We start from the raw sequence: 15647 nt of genomic DNA on the forward strand, positions 1-15647 counted from the left end.
CAACGCAAGGTGATGCGCGCAGCCCGGCTGCGCGACCAGATCAAGTGTCGTCTGCCTGCCCCTCTGAAGAACTGCTCGGCCGCCTACAGGTCACCTGGAGGGAAGCAGGTCCGCCTGGGTGAGAGGCTTCAGCCAGATCGGGTTCGTGAATGCCATCTTGCCTTCGGCATCCTCCACGACAAGCGCGACCCACTGCGCGTCCTGGCCGCTTGTCTCGGGCATCACGGTCTCGAACTCCACCGTCCCGGACAGGGGGGCGGCGTCCAGGCTGCGGCTCTCGATCTCGCCCTGCGGCCCGACAAGGGTCGCCTTGGCAAGACCGTTCGCGGCGGTCAGGTCGAAGGACAGCCCGAGGGGTTCGCCGGGTTGCGCCCTCAGGTCCGAGCCGAACATCACCGACGGGATGATGAGGGGACCACGGGTCACATAGGCATGGCCGTTCTTCAGGTTTGCGACAAAGCCCTCGGCGGTCAGGCTGCCCGGCACATGGACATAGGCGCGGGCCTGCCCGCTTTCGTCCACCCAGACGTCATGGGCGTCCGAGCCGCCGGAAAGATAGATGCGCTGCCCCCGGGTCCAGAGCTGGCCCGCCCGCTCGAACACCTTCGCGTCGTCCTCCGGGCCGTTCAGTTCAAGAAGGTCGATCCCGGTCGCAAATCCTCCCGGCACCGTCCCGGCCTCCAGGCTGGCGAGGTAGCCATAGGGGATGAACGGATGGTTGGACTGGATGGCATCGGCACCGAGGCGGCGGGCTTCGGCAAGGACCTCGGCCGCGGTCGCGGTGGAGGTGTCGATCTGCAGCGGCTCGCCCAGGGTCAGCGGATAGGCGTTGAAATGCCCCCAGGACGGTGAAAGCTCGACCGAGGGGATGAAGGGGATGTTCCGCGCTTCGGCGATGCGGGCAAGCTCGGCATGGTTGACGGTGGTGTCGTGGTCGCTGACGAAGATCAGGTCCAGCCCGGCCGCCAGTTCGCTGCGGACGAGATCGGCAGGCGGCGTCGTGCCTTCGAGCTGGTCGGCATGATGGTGCATGTCTGAGGCGAACCAGCCTTGTTCAGACGGGCGCGCCAGCAGTTCGAGTTCCACGGGGACATCCATCCTGCCGCCGGCGGCGACGGTGACAGGAACCTCCCTTGCCTTGCCGAGGAAGCCCGCGCCATGGCCGACCGACAGCACGTAATCGCCGGGCGCCAGCGTCGCCTGCGTCTTCCCGGGTGCATCCGTTTCGGTGAAGAACGTCCGCCGGCCCAGGAACTCGACGACCGGCGTCTGGCCTTCGGCGATGCCGATCTTGGCATCGAGCGGTTTGCCCGATGTGTCGGTCACGGCAAAGGACACGGTTCCCGGCGGCTGCAGGTCGCCGAAATCAAGCGTCGTGCTTTCGCCTGCGACCACGGTCAGCGTCCGGGGCGCGGACTGCGAATATCCCTCGGCCGTCCCGTAGATGCGGTATTCCCCGGCGGGCAGGGTCATCGAGTAGGTTCCGTCCGGCGTCAGGGTCCAGGCGAAGGGCGCGCCTTCCTTCTCGACCACCAGCACCGCGTTCTCGACGGCCTTGCCGTCCGACGCGATCCGGCCCGTCAGCGTGCCGCCCGGCGTCTCCGCGCGGTCGATCTCTGCCGCAACAACGGGCGCGAGGTCCCCCGAGGGCCCGGCCTGAAGCCATCCCTCGAAGGTCCGGCTTTCTCCGGGCGCGAGCGAATGCAGCAGATACAGGTCCTTCGACTTGTACTCGATGCGGTCGAAATAGGGCGCGTGCAGGGCAATGAACCAGTCGCGGTCATAGGCCACGACGCGGTCGGACAGTGCCTTCTCGGCAGTGGCCGAGTCCTCGCCAGCCAGCCCCGGCACGGAAAACAGGTAGCCGGTGTCCGGCCACAGCGTGAAGCCCGACATGTGGTCGGCCAGCACCTCGGACCCGTTGTTGGTCATGGTGGTCGCAAGATGGATGCGATCCGACCCCTCCTCCAGCGTGTAGGTCGTCTGGATCTCGGCCTCGCCGAAATCGCGGATGACGCGGATGACCACCTTTTCGGGCGTCTCGGTCACGACCTCGACCTGCTGGCGGGTGTTCGGCCAGCCGGACCAGTTGTTGGGAATGAAATCCGCGAAGGCGATGCGATCGAGATCGGGCACGCCGTTCCTGACCGGGGCCATATCGACGATGACGCCCCGCGGAACGCCCCAAGGGGCCTGCGATTCAACGGCCAGGGTGAAGGCCAGATGGTCGTTCTGCACCGTGATGTCGCCGGCGGCGACTGCCTCGCCGTCGGGGATCGGGGTCGGTCCCCGCGTCACCGTCACGTCGGCGAAGGCCGCATGGCCAAAGACAATGGCCGCACCGCCAATCAGTGCTGAACGTGCATTCATCCGGGGGAACCTTCCTGTGTTGGGATAAGCCGCAAGAGCAACGATTAGACGCACCCCGGGCTGCCCCGGTCAAGAACAGCCAAGTGCCGCACTGCACAGCAGACTCCCGCGCAGGCTGAGGCAGGAGTCCCCACGCTTGAAACGTGACAGCCGCGGGATGGCGGGCATTTCCTCCTTCTCCCTACTTCCAGTTCCGCCACAGCCAGGCCGCGATGTCGCCGAGGTCGCCTGCGCGGGCAAGAAGATGCTCGCGTTCCAGGGCAGGTGGCGCATGCTTGCGGTCGAGCCGATCCAGCATGCGGCGCAGCCGCCGGTGGTGGATACCTGTCCAGAGCTGAACCGGATCGGCCAGCAGGCCGGCAAAGGTGGTCACAAGCGAGGCGGCCCCGGTCAGCAGCAGTCCCGCCAACAGAAGCTCGGCCGTGGAAAGTTCGGCCGGGAACAGCCCGTACCACATCCGGCCGATCCAGCTGCCCAGGGCGAAGTCCTCGATGGCCTGCGCCTGCGCCCTCAGATGCGCCACCGGTCCCGCCAGAGAGATGACCCCGGGGGTGGCGCGATGGAACAGCAGCAGCCCGGCCAGCACCACGATCAGCGAGGTCGTGATCTCGGCCACCGCGTTGCGCGTCTCGACATGGCTGGAGATCGCGGCCCCGATCTCCTCCTCCGAGGCCTCCGGCCCCAGCCCCTTCAGGTCGAGCCGGGAGACGAAGTCCCTCAGGTCGGTCTCCAGCCGGCGCGACAGATCCGAAGGCAGGAAGATCCTGCGGCTGTCCAGCCATTGCCCAAGCCGGGGCAGCCGGCAAAGCCTTGCAAGCCCGGCGCCCAGCCTGATCAGCAGGAAGAGGGGCGACAGCGTCACGTTGACGGGTGCCCGCAGCATGTCCCAAGGCAGCGCCGCCCTGTGCAGGCTCAAGGTGCCCTTCAGGCCGTATCTGGCCCGGACGAAGCGGCGGATTTCCGCATCCCGCGGCATCTCGGTCGGGGTATGGTGCATGGAGGCGCAGGACCTCATCAGACTGGCCCGCCAGTCTGCAGGCCGGTGGGGAAAGGGATCAAAGGGATGGGGCTAGGCCTCAAGCTTTGCAGACGGTCTTAACTTTATCCGTTCAGCATTATTCCAGAAAGCAGTCCCTTCTGTCCCCTGCAGAACCTCGGACGGGCCATGCCCTTTCCACCATGCCATGCCGACAACTCCCGTGCGACGTCCTTCATCGCGGGGACACAGTCAGGACGCTGCCATCATGATTTCTCACCTTGATGCGGGACAAGGTGAAAGGCATGCTTCACACAAGCCACCTTGTGGAAGCCTCGGGTGCCCCATGTATCCCCAGAAGATGAGCGCAACAGGACCGCAGCCTGTCCCTGATCTGGACGGCCTCGCGCCTGTCGGTGCCCGGGATGCCGACACCTTTGTCGCAGCTTGCGACCTGGCCAAGGCGCGTTCCTACATCCATTATTTCCCGTTCCTGCATTTCTACGGCAGCGACGGCCGGCTCCGCTGGGAGCGGCATGGAGACACGGTCCTCGTCTATCAGATCCGGCGACGGAACGCCGGAGGCACGCGCATGACCTTGTACCTGCCACCGATGCCTTTCGACACCGCGGCGCTGCATCACGCCCTGGAACGGATGCAGCATTTCAACAAGAGCAAGTCCGCCCGGATCAATTGGGTCGCCGAAGAGGACGTCCCCAAGGTCGCGCGCGCGGGATTCTCGGTCTTCTTCAAGATGGACGAGTTCATCTATGATCGCGCTGCCGTCATGAAGCTCGAAGGTTCAGGCTTCAGCAGGCTGAGGCGAGAACTCTCAGGCGCCCTCAGGACAAGCAACCTTGAAATCCGGCCCTACCGCCCCGCGGACGAGCCCGCCTGCCTCGCCGTGCTGGAGGACTGGGAGGAAAGGATGGTCGCGGCAGGCATAAAGCTGACCGTCGGAAGCTACGCAACACGGGCCTGCCTGGCGCAGTCAGACCGCTTCACCTATCCCCTGCTGACCGGAATGGTCGCCGAGATCGACGGCGAAGCAAGGGGCTTCGCCTTCGGGGGCCGGCTTTCGAGCGAGATGGGATGCGCCTATCTCTTTCACACGGACCCCCGCTTCCCCGGCCTCCCAGAGCTTCTGCGCTACCGGCTGATGGAAGCCTATCCTGATCTCTCGTGCTTCAACGACTCCGGGGACAGCGGCCGCAAGGGGCTGCAGCAGTTGAAGCAGCAGTTCCGGCCGGTCGAGATGCATGGCCGTTTCGGCGCGCAGATGAACTGAACTTTCTTCCTGTGCGGCTGAGCGCCGCGACCGGGGGCTGACTTGCGGACAACTCAGGCATGCGGCCATGCGGTCCCAAGGGGGGACAGGAGCACAGTAGCAAAGCGCCATCTCCCCGGTGTCGCGACGGCGTGACTTCCACAGGTCGAGGCCGCCCGCCCTGGCGGTCAAAGCCGTCAGACCGCCGCCGCTGACCGTCTGCGCGCCAGGGCCCAGCGGATCGCAGGCAGCAGCCAGAACAGGATCGTGGCGACCCCGAGCCCCGCGGCGATCGGGCGCTCGAAGAAGGCCAGCAGGTCGCCGTCCGCCTTGATCATCGAGGTGACGAAGTTCTTTTCCAGCATCGGCCCCAGCACCATCCCGAGGATCGCGGGCGCGATGGGGACGTCCAGTTCCTCCATCGCGAAGCCGATCACGCCGAAGACCAGCATCACCACCACTCCGAACAGCGAGTTGGTGATGGCGAAGGCGCCGACCACGCAGGACAGAAGGATGACCGGCATCAGGATGTTCTGGGGCACCGACAGCATCCGGGCGCCCAGCCGGATCGCCGCCCAGCCGAGCGGCAGCATGATCAGGTTGGCCAGCAGGAACACGATGAACAGCGCATAGATCAGTTGCGGCTGTTCCAGAAACACCGTCGGGCCGGGGTTCATGCCCTTGATGTAAAGCACGCCGATCACGATGGCGGTGATGGAATCGCCGGGGATGCCGAAGACCAGCGCCGGAATCCACGCCCCGGACACGGCGGCGTTGTTGGAGGAGCCTGCCTCGACCAGCCCCTCGACATGGCCCTTGCCGAAACGCTCGGGTGTCTTCGAGAACCGCTTGGACACCGCATAGCTGATCCAGGAGGCGATGTCGGCCCCCGCGCCCGGCAGCGCCCCGATCAGCGTGCCCAGGATGTTGCCGCGCATCATCTGTTTCGGATAGCGGCGGATGTTCTGCCACTGGGTGCGGAACAGGCCGGAGGTGTCGGGACGCTCGGCCCGGCGCAGGCGGGTGGGGGCGACGACGGCGCGGAAGACCTCGGCCGTGGCGAAAAGGCCGATCATCGCGCAGATGAAGGGAACGCCCCCCATCAGGTCGACGCTGCCAAAGGTGAAGCGCGGCTGACCGGCGGGGTTGTCGAAGCCGACGCTGGCCACGGCCAGCCCGATCGCCAGCGACATCAGCCCGCGCGGGACCGAGCCGGGCGACACGAAGATCGCGCAGGAAAGCCCCAGCACCACCAGCCAGAAATACTCGAAGGACGAGAAGGCCAGCGCGACCTCGGCCAGTACCGGGGCGGCGAGGATCAGGACCAGCGTGCCGAAGGTGCCGCCGATGGCCGAAAACACCAGCAGCGCGCCCAGCGCGTTCGCCGCCTGCCCGCCCCGGGTCAGGCACCAGGCGTCCTCGGCATAGGCGGCGCTGGCGGGGGTGCCGGGGATGCGCAGCAGCGCCGCCGGCAGGTCCCCCGCGAAGATCGCCATGGCGGCGGCGGTGACGATGGCGGCGATGGCCGGGACCGGCTCCATGAAGAAGGTCACCGGGACCAGAAGCGCCGTCGCCATTGTCGCGGTAAGGCCCGGCATGGCGCCGACAAACATCCCGAAGGCCCCCGACAGGACCATCGTGATCAGCACCTCGGGCGTCAGGACCAGTTGCAGCGCCTGCGCGAGAACCATCACCAGCCTCCCAGGAAGGGGGTGCGCGGCAGCGGCACCAGAAGCAGGTCGCCGAAGGCATAGCGCGTGGCGACGATCGCGGGCACGGCGATCAGCAGCGCGGTAAAAGGCCGCACGCCCATCAGCAGCAGCATCCCCAGCAGCGTGACCAGAGCCGCCGGAAGAAAGCCGAAAGGCACCGACAGCGCCATGTAGGCCAGCACCAGCATGACCGCCGCCGCAAGCCGCGCCCATGACGCGGGTTTTCGGGCCCAGTGCGGATCGCGCAGGGTGGCGGCCTCGGCCTGCATGGCGGCCAGTTCGTCGTCACCGGGGCTGGCATCGGCGCCGCCCCGCAGGCCCGAGACAACCATCCACAGCCCGACCGCCGCCGAAAGCGCGGCGATGACGTTCGGCAGCGTGTCGGCCCCATAATGCTGGCCGGGAATGGCCTTGAGGTCGCGCGACATCCAGACCAGGGCCCCCGCCATCGTCAGGCAGACGGTTCCCAGCACCAGATCGCGGCTGCCCACCCCTGTCCGTCCCATCGCCCCTCCGCCATGTCCGTGGATGACAAGGTCCGCGGCGCCACCACCGCGGACCTTCCGGTTCACTGCGCGGCGAGCCCGGTCGCCTTCATCACCTCGCCCAGCCGGGCATCGTCGGCGGCCACCCGCGCCGTTGCGTCCTCGGGGCCGGCCCAGACAAGCCCGAACCCGCGCTCGTTCATGAAGTTCTGGTAGTCGGGGCTGTCATAGGCCGCCTTGATCGCCTCGACGAGCTTCGCCCGCACGTCCTCGGGCATGCCCTTGGGGGCGACGATGGTGCGCCAGACCGAAAGCTGCCAGTCCGAACCGGTCGCCTCCTTGAGCGTGGGGGTATCGGGGAACAGCGGCTGCCGCTCGTCCGACATGCTGGCCAGCGGCCGCACCCGGCCGGCATCGATCAGCGACCGTCCTTCGGCCAGAGACGAAGGCACCAGTTGCACCCCGCCGGCCACCATGTCGGTCAGGCCCGCCACCGATCCTTCCGACGGCACCCAGGGGACGTTCGTCACGGGGATGTCCTCGGACAGAAGCCAGCCCAGCAGGTTCAGGTGCCAGATGCCGCCCTGCCCCGTGCCCGAGGCCTTGATCGTGCCGGGCGGGTTCGACTTGATGTGGTCGCGCAGCGCGGCGGCATCGGCCCAGGGCGCATTGGCCTCGACCATCAGCCCGCCGGGATCGGCGTTGACCATCGCAAGGATGTCGAAATCCTCGTAGGTCAGATCGGTCAATCCCTGCCAGTGCATCATGTCGATCTCGATCGTCATGACGCCGATGGTGTAGCCGTCTGGCCGGGCCCGCGCGATGGCGGTGTGACCGACCACGCCCGAACCGCCGGTGCGGTTCACCACGTTCACCGGCTGGCCCAGGTTCTGCTGCAGAAGCTGGCCGAAGATGCGCCCCACCGCGTCGGTGCCGCCGCCCGCGCCCCATGGCACGATCATCTCGATCGGCCGCTCCGGCCAGGCGGTCTGCGCGGCGACCGGTGCGGCCAACGCAAGCGCGGCCGTAATCGCCGCGGACGCGGCAATGAGCTGACGTCTGAACACGAGCCTCTCCCTTGATCAATCGGCAGGCAGATCCAGGACCTTCTGCCCTCCTCCATGCGCAGAGTGCGAAGCGATGTATACATTGTCAATCGTTCAATGAGAGCCTGCTTAGAGTCTTTCAAATTGATACGATTCTGCCATAACGGAGGCAGAATTTGCTCTGCTGCAAACACGTATACGTCGCGCACTTGCACTCGCTCGAAACCGGATGTCACTGAGGTCGGAATGCCCTTCGGACCGGAACGGCAAGGCCGCCGACTCAGACTGCATTCACCGGTGTCACCGCAGCATCCCCGGCCAGAACGGCCTGCAGGTTCCGCCGTTGCAGCGCCCCCATTGCGGCGCGGGTTTCCACCGTGGCCGAGCCGATATGCGGCAGCGGCAGCAGGTTCGGCAGTCGGGCAAGGCGCGGGTCGACATGGGGCTCGCCCCGGAAGACGTCCAGCGCGGCACCGCGGATGCGGCCCTGCTCTAGTGCCTCGATCAGCGCCGCCTCGTCTATGACCGAGCCTCGGGCGATGTTGACCAGCACGCCGTCCGTCCCCAGCGCCTCGATCACCTGCGCCGAGACGAGCCCCTCGGTTTCCGGCCCGCCCACGACCGCGACGATCATGTCGTCCACGGCCCGGGCCAGCGCCACCGGATCATCGTGGAAGGTCCAGCCCGGCGTGCTCTTGGGGCTGCGCGACCAGTAGTGGATCTCGCATTTGAACGGCACCAGCCGCGCCGCGATCTCCTGCCCGATGCGGCCGAGGCCCAGCACTCCCACGCGCCGGCCGGACATCTTGCGCGCCAGCGGCAGGTCGCCCTTGGCCGACCAGTCGCCCGACCGGACCGCGGCCATCGCCGGCTCGAACCCGCGATTCTGCGCGATCAGCATCCCCACGGCAAGATCGGCCACGTCGTCGTTCAGGACGTCCGGCGTGTTCGTCACGACGATGCCCCGCGCGGTCGCCGCCTCCACGTCGATGGCATCATAACCCACGCCGAAGTTCGCGATCACCCTCAGCCCCGGCAGCAGGTCCATGCTGTCCCCGCCCAGCGCCGCGTGACCCTTGTAGGCTAGCCCCTCGACGCCGCTGCGCAGGTCCTGCGGCAGGGACGCCAGCGCGTCCAGCGACGGCAGGGCCTGCGCCCCCATCCCGGCCAGCGCGGCGGAGTCGGTGTCGGTATAGCTGCCGATGGCGAGGATGCGGGTCATGCGAGTCTCCTTGGTCCGGCCATGCGGCCGATCGATAGGGGGCGCCCTCCGGACAAGGGCGCCGAAGATACCGGGGAAGGCGCCTTACGGCTTTGCGGCCTCGACGGTCAGGTCCAGCCCGTTGAGGGCGGCGACATGGGCGGCCAGCGCAGGCAGGTAGTCGGCGCCGCGCCCGGCGGTCTCGGCCTGGCAGAAGTAGTTCTTGATCGCCGCGCCCATGGGGTTCATCGCTCCCGCCGCGTCGGCCATCTGCGCGGCATAGCGCGTGTCCTTGGCCGCATTGGCGATGGTGAACTTGTGGATCTCGGGCTCGCCGCCGACCGATCCGGCCATGAAGGTCTCGAAGAACCCGTTCGACATCCGCGACGCGCCGATGACCCGTCGCACCGTCGCGGGGCTGATCCCGGACCGGGCGCCGATCGCCAACGCCTCGGAATAAAGCGCCGCATAGCCCATGGCGATGAAGTTCATGATCAGCTTCATCTTGTGGGCCGATCCGACCGGGCCGATGTGGTTGATGGTCGAGGCCCAGCACTCGATGACCGGCCGGATCCGCTGGAACATCTCGGGCGAACAGCCGACCATGGCGTCCAGCGTGCCCGCCTCGGCTTCGCGCGGGGTGCGCCCCAGCGGCGCATCGACCAGCGTGGCGCCTTTCGCCGCCAGCTCCTCGGCCAGCCGCAGGGTCGATCCGGGATCGGCGGTGGTGGTGTCGATGACGATCAGGCCCTCGCGCGCACCCGACAGGATGCCGTCCGGCCCGCGCATGGTGGCCTCGACCACGGCCGAGTTGGGCAGGCACAGATGCAGCACATCGACGGCGCGCGCCATCTCGGCCGGGGATGCCGCCTCGGTCGCGCCCATGGCCAGCAGGTTATCGACAGGGGCGCGGTTGCGGTTGCCGAGAACCTGCACCGCATGGCCCTTGCGCAGCAGGTTCGCGGCCATCCCGTGGCCCATGAACCCTACCCCGATGAAGCCGATCCGCGGTTTCGTCCCGCTGGTGTCATCCGTTCCGTTCGTCATGGCACATCCCTCCCGCTTGGCCGTCGTGCGAAACGGTATACCAAAATGCCGCCGCTACAAGTCGGCCGATGCAGGCAACCGGGGTCTTCCGGCAGATGCACCTGCGGACGGAGGACGAACGGGAGGCAGGCCACGCCTTCCGGCCAGCGATGTTGCCGCAGCGCCGGAATGGTGCTTCACTGTGCACTGTCACCATTCGGACAAAGGAAGCGGTCCTTGCCTGCCAGGCCACGCACGGTCAGGGTCGTCTATGTGACCGACCGCGATTTCCTGAGGCCGACGCTGGTTTCGATATGGAGCTTGCTGCAGCATCTCAGCGGTCCCGCCGAACTGCACCTGTGGGGTGTCGGATTCGACGCCCGGGGCTGGGCGGATGCAGAAAGCGTCGTTGCCGAGAACGATCGCGTCACCCTGCTGTGCAGGGATATCGGCTCGGGGGATCTTGATGGGGCGCACGGGCCCAAGGACTATATCTCGGCTGCCACGATGGGGCGGCTGCTGATCCCCCGCCTGATTGACGGCTACGTCCTGTACATCGACGGCGATACCCTTGTGACGGGCGATGTGGGCCGGCTGTTCGCCGCCGACCTGGGCAGCGCCTATGCCGGGGTGGTGCGCGATTACCACGTTTCGCACTGGTTGGCAGAGACCGATGCGGATTCGGCTGAACGCGACCAGAGACTTGCGGAAATCCGGCAGTTCATGAAGCCTGCGCCGGCCGGAGACTACTTCAACGCCGGCGTTCTTCTTCTCAACTGCGACGCCCTCCGCGCACAACCGGAGCTTCTGTCCCGCATCGAGGACGTGGCCGCGGCTTCGGCATGCACGCATGGCGATCAGGACCACCTGAATGCCCTGTTCAGGAACAACGTGGTGCAACTGGACCTGATCTGGAATGCGTCCTGGGGGCGTGTCCGGCGCCATCGAAACCTGCTGGCACGGTCAGGCCTGCCGACCCGGGGCCTCATGCCCGGCAGGCCCACCATCCTGCATTACCACGGCCCGCAGAAGCCCTGGCGGAACAGGCGCTGGGACGTCTGGTCCTCGCGGGGCCGCGCCACGCTGGTCTATCAGAGCGCCTTGCGGAAATTTCTCCGCAAGCATCCTCACCTCAAGCCGACCTGACACGATCGATGCCGGTCCCGACGCGTGCGACCATGCAGCGCCTTCGTATCCCTAAGTGACCTTGCTGCCTTTCATCCGGGCCGGATACCTCTTGGAGCCTGCCTCACACGCCGAACAGCGGGACCAGTTCGACCGGCAAGACCCCACGGGCGCCTCTCGTCGGGCATTTCTCCAAGGTAGGCGATGCCGAGGTCCTGCGGCAGACGGAACGGCAGCTCGAGACCTTGGGCATGGATTATGATGTCTCGCCCCATACCGACGCGCGCCTTTCGGGCGACAACTCGTGGCTTGACAGGTTCACCCTCGACCCGGCGCGCTATACGCATCTGATCGTCATCTGCGGACCATTCACTCCGGCGATGGCCGTCCGGGATGACAGCATCTTCGTACGCTTCCGGCATTGCGTGCATATCGGAGTTAATCTGACGATGGTGGAAGCGTTGCGTGGTTCAATCCGTTCGAAGTCCTGCTGGAGCGGGACAGCGACAGGACCGCGCGTGCGGATCTGAGCTTTCGCAAAGCGCCGGTTCCCGTGCCTGTCATGGGGCTTTGCCTGACCGGGCCGCAGCGTGAGTATGAAGGGCGACACAGAGGCGAGCTTGCCGCCGCAAGGCTGCGCGGCCTTGTCGAGGGACCCGGCGGTGCCTGTGCCGAGCTGGACACATCCGGGCCTTGCCGAAACCAACCGCCTCGGCCTGTCCAACGGGGCGCAGGTCGAGGCCGTCTGCCGGCGGCTCGATGTCATGCTGACGACACGGCTTCACGGCATGGTCTTGGCCTTGAAGAACGGCGTTCCGGTGATCGCCATCGATCCGGTCGCCGGGGGCGATAAGGTGACACGCCAGGCACGCCTGCTGGGCTGGAACGAGGTGTTCGAGGCTGATCTCGTGACGGACGAGGCTGTAGCAGCGGCACTTGAGCGCTGCCTGTCCGAAGAAGGACGCGCCCGAGCCTCCCTTGTGAAGGAGGCGGCGACCCGGTCCCTTGCCGATTTCGATGCCGAGTTCACGGCTGCGCTGAAGGTCCCAGCCCAACCGGAGCTGCGCGCGGACCTCGTTCCCGCCCCGGGCAGGGTTCGTGCCTTGCGCAAGATGTTCAAGGCTTGGAAACGCCGCCGTCGCAGGATGAAGGCGGGCTGACCTGACCTGTTTGGCCCCTGACCGACGTGCAACCTCCTGAACATGCCGCAGTGCGGTTACGAGGGCGGCAGTTGGATTGCACGCGGGCAGGTCGCCGCTCCTGCCTCACAGGCCAATCCCGTATTAGCAAAAAAGGACAAGGTTTCATTCCCAAGGTCGGTCGGCAGGCTTGATGCCGCCATTTCTTGCCATTGTGGGAAAGTTTTCGCGCTTGGTCCCACGGAACGGGAAGGCGGGGCGGCGTCGGTCAGCGGGGCCTCTCTGGCTGACCAAGGGAGGCTCACCTACATCAGCAGCATCGGCATGGGAGAGATGCAATGGCCCGGATCATTCTTGCCGCCTGCGTGGCGACCATCTTCGGCAGCGGGGCCTTCGCCGCAAGTTTCGGGCCGCTGGTCACGCCGACCGAACTCGCTGCCGAGGCACCGGCCGCGCAGCCGGTCATCCTCGACATCCGCGATGCGGGCTACGACAAGGGCCACCTGCCCGGCGCGATCTCGGCCCCCTATGCGACCGTTCGGGGCGGCAGCGACAACCCCGGCGCGGTGCCGGACGTGGCGGCGCTGGAAACCGCGTTCGAGCAGCTTGGACTGCGGCAGGACCAGCCCATCGTGATCGTGCCGGAAGGCAAGACGGACACCGATTTCGGCGCGGCGGCCCGGGTCTACTGGACGCTGAAGTCCACCGGCTTTACCGATCTGACGATCCTGAACGGCGGCACCCAGGCCTGGACGGCGGCCGGCCTGCCGGTCGAGACCGCCGTGGTCACACCGCAGCCGAGCGAGCTGGATCTGACCTTCTCGGACCAGTGGCTCGCCTCGACCGATACGGTCACGCAGGTGGTCGAGGGAACGCATGACGCGGTGCTGGTCGATGCGCGGCCGACGGATTTCCACGAGGGCCGCTCCAAGCACGATGCCGCGGTCAGGCCCGGCACCCTGCCGGGCGCGCAGAGCCTGCCCCATTCCACGTTCTTCACTCCGGGCACGCCCACCATCGCGGCCGCCACCGACGTGACCGCGCTGAAGCAGGCGCTCGGGATCGGAGGCGGCAAGGACATCGTCGCCTTCTGCAACACCGGCCACTGGGCCGCGACCGAGTGGTTCGCGCTGTCCGAGCTTGCCGGGCTGGAGAACGTCAAGCTTTATCCCGGCTCGATGGTCGAATATTCGCAGACCGACATGCCGATGGAGAACGTGCCGGGCCTGCTGTCCAACCTGACCCGGCAGATCTTCGGGGGCTGACATGGCCAACACCTTTGCCGCATCCGCCGCACAGCCCCTTGCCCGCCGGAGCGCGGGGCTTCCCTTCGCGGCCGTCGTTTTGGCGGGCGTGGCCGCCACCACCCTCTTTGCAGGCGCGCGCTTCGGGCTGATGCTGGTCCTCGGCCTCGGCTTCGGGCTGGTGCTGGAAGGGCTGCGCTTTGGCTTTGCCGGGCCCTGGCGGCAGATGATCCTGCGGCGCGATCCGGGCGGGATCCTGGCGCAGCTGCTGTCGATCGGGCTGGTGGCGCTGGTCGCCCTTCCGCTGCTTGGCGCCAACCCCGAGGAACTGATCGGCTCGCAGGGCCGGATCGGCTGGGCGATGATCGGCGGCGCCTTTGTCTTCGGCACCGCCATGCAGGTCGTTCTGGGCTGCGGCTCGGGGACGCTGGTCAACGCGGGATCGGGCAATGCGGTGGCGCTGGTGGCGCTGCCGCTGTTCTGCATCGGCAGCCTGCTGGGCACCCTGCATCTGGACTGGTGGACGAACCTGGGCGCGCTGCCCCCCATCGTCCTGTCGGGAGGCTCGGGCCTTGCCCTGACCCTGGCAATGCTGGCGGCGGTCGCAGCCGTCGTGCTGGTCCGGGCCGCGCCCGGCACGCGGCGCATCCCCGGACGCTACGTGCTGGCGGCGGTGCTGCTGGCGGCGCTGGCCATCGCCAACCTGGTTGTCGCGGGGCAGCCATGGGGCGTCGTCTACGGGCTTGGCCTCTGGGCGGCGAAAAGCGCGGCCGGGTTGGGTGTCGATCTTTCGGCCTCGGGCTTCTGGTCAGCGCCGATCAATGCCGAGCGGCTGCATTCCAGCATCCTGACCGACTACACCTCGCTGACCAACATCGGCATGATCCTGGGGGCGGCGTGGATCAGCATGCGCCGAACGGGCGCGCTGGACCAGCCGGTGCCGCGCCTGCCCGCGCGCGCCTGGATCGCGGCGGCACTTTCGGGCCTTGTGCTGGGCTATTCGTCGCGCCTGGCCTTCGGCTGCAACGTGGGCGCCTTTTATTCCGGCATTGCGACCGGCAGCCTGCACGGATGGGTCTGGTTCGCAGCGGCCTTTGCGGGCTCCGTCCTTGGCCTGCGCCTGCGGCCCTGGTTCGGGCTGGAGCCCCGGCAATGACCCGGCGCGCGGTTGCAGCCATCGCCTGCGTGATGCTGGCGGCCCTGCTCGCCTTCGATCTCGCGGCGGTGCCGCCAAATCCCTATGACGCCCCGGCGCTGTTCGCCTTGGGATCAGGCGCGGCCCCCGTCGGCGGCTTCTGCGGGGCCCCGGCCAGCGTACCGGGAAACTGAGGCTTGCGCTCGTGAAGGCCCGTCGGCCCGACGCGACTGGCGTCGGGCAGCCCAGGCCCGTGGCGGTTGTGCTTGCCAGGGCATAGCGGAGACAGAATATCCCGTGAGGTTCCGCTGGAAGCGCACGTCAGCCTTGTCGCAGGGCGGCCACAAGATTGCAGACTCTCCCTCACTGAACCCGCTCTGGCCGCTCTCTGAGGTGGCAGCCACATCGTCCCCCTTCACCCCCGCGGTTGCAGGAAGAAGCGCACCATCTCGGCCGAGGCGTCCGGGCCTGCGGGGTCGGTGTAGCTGCCCTCGGGGCGCCCGCCCGACCATGCGTGGCCTGCCCCTTCGATCCGCCAGGACTCGACCAGCGGCGTGCCATCGGCAGCTTCCACGAGATTGCGGCTGTAAGCCCGCCCGCCCGCCGACCGGCCCTTTTCGCGCCGGGATGTGCCCCGCAGCGCTGGCCCGGCCGCGGCCACCAGCGCCTCGGCGTTGGAGGGATGGACGGTGGCGTCGGCCGCGCCGTGGAAGATGATCATGCGGACCGATCCTTCGGTGCGGCGCGGCGCTCGCCCGCCCTGCCCGCGCATCGCCCCGAAGGCCGAGGGCATGTCATGGGCAATCCCATGCGGCAGCCCCGAATGGATGCCCACGGCCGCGAAGAGGCTCGGGTGAGTTGCCGCCAGCGTGGCGGCCATCGCGCCCCCGGCGGACAGCCCGGCCACGAAGACCCGATCCC

General features: G+C 67.5%; 15 protein-coding genes. 7 read left to right on the forward strand and 8 right to left on the reverse strand.

Features of this window, described 5'->3' with window-relative positions; translation table 11 throughout:
* Nucleotides 1-90 precede the first annotated feature (90 nt).
* Both BLQ03_RS08480 and BLQ03_RS08485 read right to left on the reverse strand, forming a co-directional pair.
* Nucleotides 91-2370 (reverse strand): CehA/McbA family metallohydrolase, encoded by a 2280-nt coding sequence (locus tag BLQ03_RS08480; protein ID WP_090754808.1) that lies wholly within the window; start codon nt 2368-2370, stop codon nt 91-93.
* Between the two features lie 181 nt (nt 2371-2551).
* Nucleotides 2552-3385 carry a DUF6635 family protein gene (locus BLQ03_RS08485; protein WP_245688750.1) on the reverse strand — a complete coding sequence of 278 codons (834 nt, stop codon included), beginning with the start codon at nt 3383-3385 and terminating at the stop codon, nt 2552-2554.
* 169 nt (nt 3386-3554) lie between these two features.
* On the opposite strand from BLQ03_RS08485, the gene BLQ03_RS08490 reads away from it, so the two are divergent.
* Nucleotides 3555-4634 carry a phosphatidylglycerol lysyltransferase domain-containing protein gene (locus tag BLQ03_RS08490; protein WP_139166673.1) on the forward strand — a complete coding sequence of 360 codons (1080 nt, stop codon included), beginning with the start codon at nt 3555-3557 and terminating at the stop codon, nt 4632-4634.
* A gap of 176 nt (nt 4635-4810) precedes the next feature.
* Here BLQ03_RS08490 and BLQ03_RS08495 read toward each other — a convergent pair whose 3' ends face one another.
* The 5 genes from BLQ03_RS08495 to BLQ03_RS08515 form a co-directional block, all read right to left on the reverse strand.
* A complete protein-coding gene (locus BLQ03_RS08495) occupies nt 4811-6304 on the reverse strand; it encodes a tripartite tricarboxylate transporter permease (protein WP_090754815.1) in 1494 nt (497 codons plus the stop codon).
* Entirely contained in the window at nt 6304-6831 is a 528-nt protein-coding gene (locus BLQ03_RS08500; RefSeq protein WP_090754817.1) for a tripartite tricarboxylate transporter TctB family protein, read from the reverse strand. Before BLQ03_RS08500 ends, BLQ03_RS08495 begins: the two co-directional genes overlap by 1 nt.
* A gap of 62 nt (nt 6832-6893) precedes the next feature.
* Nucleotides 6894-7877 (reverse strand): tripartite tricarboxylate transporter substrate binding protein, encoded by a 984-nt coding sequence (locus tag BLQ03_RS08505; protein WP_245688752.1) that lies wholly within the window; start codon nt 7875-7877, stop codon nt 6894-6896.
* A gap of 259 nt (nt 7878-8136) precedes the next feature.
* A complete protein-coding gene (locus BLQ03_RS08510) occupies nt 8137-9078 on the reverse strand; it encodes a 2-hydroxyacid dehydrogenase (protein ID WP_090754819.1) in 942 nt (313 codons plus the stop codon).
* Nucleotides 9079-9162: 84 nt separating this feature from the next.
* Nucleotides 9163-10104 carry an NAD(P)-dependent oxidoreductase gene (locus BLQ03_RS08515; RefSeq protein ID WP_090754820.1) on the reverse strand — a complete coding sequence of 314 codons (942 nt, stop codon included), beginning with the start codon at nt 10102-10104 and terminating at the stop codon, nt 9163-9165.
* Between the two features lie 252 nt (nt 10105-10356).
* On the opposite strand from BLQ03_RS08515, the gene BLQ03_RS08520 reads away from it, so the two are divergent.
* The 6 genes from BLQ03_RS08520 (at nt 10357) to BLQ03_RS18280 (ending at nt 14920) form a co-directional block, all read left to right on the forward strand.
* The gene (locus BLQ03_RS08520) at nt 10357-11229 is read left to right on the forward strand and encodes a glycosyltransferase family 8 protein (RefSeq protein WP_175558803.1); all 873 of its coding nucleotides are present in this window, start codon (nt 10357-10359) and stop codon (nt 11227-11229) included.
* A gap of 230 nt (nt 11230-11459) precedes the next feature.
* Nucleotides 11460-11738, forward strand: a complete 279-nt coding sequence (locus BLQ03_RS17910) for a hypothetical protein (protein ID WP_139166675.1) — start codon at nt 11460-11462, stop codon at nt 11736-11738.
* Nucleotides 11739-11804: 66 nt separating this feature from the next.
* Nucleotides 11805-12368 carry a polysaccharide pyruvyl transferase family protein gene (locus BLQ03_RS08525; RefSeq protein WP_139166676.1) on the forward strand — a complete coding sequence of 188 codons (564 nt, stop codon included), beginning with the start codon at nt 11805-11807 and terminating at the stop codon, nt 12366-12368.
* Nucleotides 12369-12685: 317 nt separating this feature from the next.
* Nucleotides 12686-13612 carry a sulfurtransferase gene (locus tag BLQ03_RS08530; RefSeq protein ID WP_090754823.1) on the forward strand — a complete coding sequence of 309 codons (927 nt, stop codon included), beginning with the start codon at nt 12686-12688 and terminating at the stop codon, nt 13610-13612.
* 1 nt (nt 13613) lies between these two features.
* Nucleotides 13614-14747, forward strand: a complete 1134-nt coding sequence (locus BLQ03_RS08535) for a YeeE/YedE thiosulfate transporter family protein (RefSeq protein ID WP_090754824.1) — start codon at nt 13614-13616, stop codon at nt 14745-14747.
* Nucleotides 14744-14920, forward strand: a complete 177-nt coding sequence (locus BLQ03_RS18280) for a hypothetical protein (RefSeq protein WP_175558804.1) — start codon at nt 14744-14746, stop codon at nt 14918-14920. Before BLQ03_RS08535 ends, BLQ03_RS18280 begins: the two co-directional genes overlap by 4 nt.
* A gap of 221 nt (nt 14921-15141) precedes the next feature.
* Here the strand turns inward: BLQ03_RS18280 and BLQ03_RS08540 are convergent.
* Nucleotides 15142-15647: extracellular catalytic domain type 1 short-chain-length polyhydroxyalkanoate depolymerase (locus BLQ03_RS08540; RefSeq protein ID WP_175558805.1), on the reverse strand; the 506-nt coding region annotated here is incomplete at its 5' end.

The sequence above is a fragment of the Paracoccus chinensis genome, from assembly GCF_900102885.1.
Classification (GTDB): Bacteria; Pseudomonadota; Alphaproteobacteria; order Rhodobacterales; family Rhodobacteraceae; genus Paracoccus; species Paracoccus chinensis.